Raw genomic sequence first — 3,390 nt, 5'->3', positions numbered from 1 at the left:
CGCAAGATTCTTAAAGTTGGAAGTGCCCAAGAACCAAAAGACACCGGTGACATTGGAGATCAGCTCACTGCAAAACGTCGACGGCGACATCGTCGATTACTACATTGATCAAGATTCCCGAGCGTCCGGATGCATGATCAAAGACCTGGCGTTGCCTGATGGAGTCGTCATCGCACTGATCGTTCGCGATGAGCACACTGTATTGCCCCAGGGACGCTCTCAGTTGCTCGAGGGTGACCACGTGGTGGTGGTCCTTCGTCCAAGCATCCGAGCGATGGTGGACCGCGTTTTTGCTCCCACTCGGACTCATACGAAAGAATTGCCGCAGGAATTGGAGTTTCCCTTGCGGGGCTCGATCAAGGTTTGCGATTTAGAGCAATTTTATGAATTGAAGCTAGCCGACGACGGGGAGCTGACTCTCGACGAACTGGTACGCCAACATTTGGGTGAAAACAACATAAAGATCGGTGCGGTGGTCCAAATCGACCAAATTGCACTTCATTTACGGGAATTATCGTCCGATGGAACTGTTCTGTACGTCGGGATGTCGATCCTTGCGGAACCGGCAGAGGCGACCGACTCATCCTTGCCGGCAACGAGCTTGCCATTAGAATGAGTTCTCGATCCAAAGATTTCAGGCTAACCCCGAGAACGGTCGAAAATCAAATTTGATCTACCTTTTGGTAGAACAGCACCTCGGTGCTTCGCATCGAAGACACCTGACGCTTGCTTCCCACTCTTTGCCAAGCTTTCCGTTTTCATCTTCTCAAAACCGTTGTTTTGAACACACCCCCCAGTCTTTTTGATGTTGGTCGCGGCAGCCGCATGATGTCATTCGTCATGCTGTTCTTTGTTGCTTTTCCAACTTTGGGGATTTCAACCACTGTCTCCCGATCTCTACTGGGAAGCAGTCAACAAGCTGAAACGGAAGAAATCGAAGAACGCGTCCCCTGTTCTGCGCATCGACGTGTCCAACAAACTCGCTCGCCTCAGGGCGGATTTGTGCTTCATCGTGAGATCAAGCGGGACCGCACATTGGCCTTGCTAACTCGCCCGTTTCCTACCGCAACAAAGGGACATCGAATCACCAACGGATTGCTCGCGCCCATGCGATGCTGAGCCACCGGTCTGCTCATCCGTTTTGTCTTGCAACTCCCGCGACGCATCTGCCAATGGCAGGCGAAAGCACATGTCATCGGAAAATAGATTTTCGTAACTAACTGCATCGTGAACGCAGTTCTAATCTTCAGAATTGCGGTTCGCACAAACTGAGAACTTCAGTTCCTGCGCAGATTGCTTCCCGAGAGTTCGCCAATCTTGATTCGCCTTTTTTGCTTGCATAACGACGTCTTCGTTTTGCCGAGGATTCCCCTATGTCGACTTCCGAAGCTCAGACTCCGACCAGTATTTTTTCTCCCAGTACCATCCTGCAAGATCTCATTTCGGGCTTGGTTGTCTTCCTCGTCGCGCTTCCACTTTGTTTGGGCATCGCCTTAGCATCGGGCGCCGATCTCTTCTCTGGATTGCTCGCCGGGATCGTCGGCGGTTTGGTGGTCGCGGCGATCAGTGGATCGCACACCAGCGTCAGTGGACCCGCGGCAGGTTTGACCGCGATCGTGGCCGCTCAAATCGCGACACTTGGTTCCTTCGAAGCATTCTTGTTGGCCGTGCTGATCGCCGGCGTTATCCAAATCATTTTTGGGATCGCACGAGGCGGTGCTCTGTCCGCCTTCTTCCCGTCCAGCGTGATCAAAGGGCTGCTGGTAGCGATCGGGGTGATCCTGATTTTGAAACAGATCCCTCACATCTTTGGACACGACACCGACCCGGAAGGCGAGATGTCGTTTATTCAGCCCGACCAAGAAAACACCTTTTCTGAATTGCTGACGATTTTTGCCGGAGAAATCCACATTGGCGCCATGGTGATTGGTTTTCTGTCGATCGCCATTCTGCTTCTGTGGGAACGCATTCCCACATTGAAAAAGTCCTTGGTCCCCGCCCCACTGATCGTGGTTGTTGTGGGAGTGCTGCTGAATCTGGGTTTCACCAATATGGGCCAAGACTGGTTGGTCAGCGGGTCGCACTTGGTTCAGATTCCGATCGCTCAAAGCTTCTCGGAGTTCTTCGGCTTCTTACGACTGCCTGATTTCAGCCGAACGTTTGATCCAGCGATTTACATTGCCGCTGTCACGATCGCCGTGGTCGCGTCTTTGGAAACGCTGCTAAACCTGGAAGCTGTCGACAAGCTCGATAAAGCCAAACGGAACTCACCTCCCAGTCGCGAATTGATCGCGCAGGGCTGCGGAAACATGGTGTGCGGTTTGATTGGTGGACTCCCGGTGACATCGGTCGTTGTTCGTGGTTCGGTCAACGTGGCCTCCGGTTCGAAAACGAAAATGTCTGCCATCTTCCACGGAGGATTGTTGCTGGTCAGCGTTGCCTTCCTGCCGACGCTGATGAACAAAATTCCGCTGTCGGCATTGGCCGCGATCCTGTTAGTAACCGGTTTCAAATTGGCCAGCCCGACCATCTTCAAACAAATGTGGAAGGAAGGTCGCTACCAGTTCACACCGTTCATCATCACAGTCATCGCAATTGTCGTCACGGACTTGTTGATCGGTATTTTGATCGGTCTGGCAATCAGCGTTCTGTTCATTCTCAACAGCAATCTGCGTCGGCCAATTCGCCGGATCGTGGAAACTCAAGTTGACGGTGATGTCACCCACATTGAACTATCCAATCAAGTCAGCTTCCTCAACCGTGCCGCTTTGGACCGAGTGCTCAACGAGTCACAGCCTGGCGGCAAGTTAGTGATTGATGCGTCCGGTTCAGACTACATCGATCCTGACGTTTTAAGTCTGATCCGCGACTTCAAGCAAAACGTTGCTCCCGCCCGGAATATTTCTGTCAACCTCAAGGGATTCCGCCAGAAGTACCAACTGAGCGATGCCAAGCAATTCGCGGACTTCACTTCACGCGAATTGCAAGAGAAGGTCACGTCCGATCAGGTCATCAAGATATTGCACGATGGGAACCAGCGTTTTACCAGCGGCACGCGTTTGAACCGAGACTTGGGGCAACAGGTCAACGCGACGGCGGCGGGACAAAACCCGTTGGCCGCGATTTTGAGCTGCATCGATTCACGAGTGCCAACCGAGCTCGTATTTGATCTCGGAGTTGGTGATATCTTCAGCGTTCGTGTGGCGGGCAACATCGTTGGCACAAAGTCGTTGGGCAGCTTGGAATATGCTGTCGGCGTTGCCGGGGTGAAATTGGTAGCGGTTTTGGGTCACACCCGATGCGGAGCGGTCACCTCATCAGTCAATTTGATTGCTGCGAACAAAGGAGCAGAATCGGCAACCGGTGCACACCTGCAATCGATCGTCGACG

At 52.7% G+C, this 3,390-nt stretch carries 2 protein-coding genes; both read left to right on the top strand.

What is annotated here, in order from left to right; translation table 11 throughout:
* A partial coding sequence (locus tag RE6C_RS24310; RefSeq protein ID WP_315852366.1) for a TrkA C-terminal domain-containing protein occupies positions 1–616 on the top strand: 616 nt, incomplete at its 5' end.
* Between the two features lie 757 nt (positions 617–1,373).
* On the top strand, positions 1,374–3,390 hold a 2,017-nt coding region (locus RE6C_RS24300), incomplete at its 3' end, for a bifunctional SulP family inorganic anion transporter/carbonic anhydrase (RefSeq protein WP_008660875.1).

The sequence above is a fragment of the Rhodopirellula europaea 6C genome (assembly GCF_000338295.1).
In the GTDB taxonomy this organism is placed as follows: Bacteria; Planctomycetota; Planctomycetia; order Pirellulales; family Pirellulaceae; genus Rhodopirellula; species Rhodopirellula europaea.
Note: the sequence above shows the minus strand (reverse complement) of the source record. Positions and strands in the feature narration are given on the sequence as shown.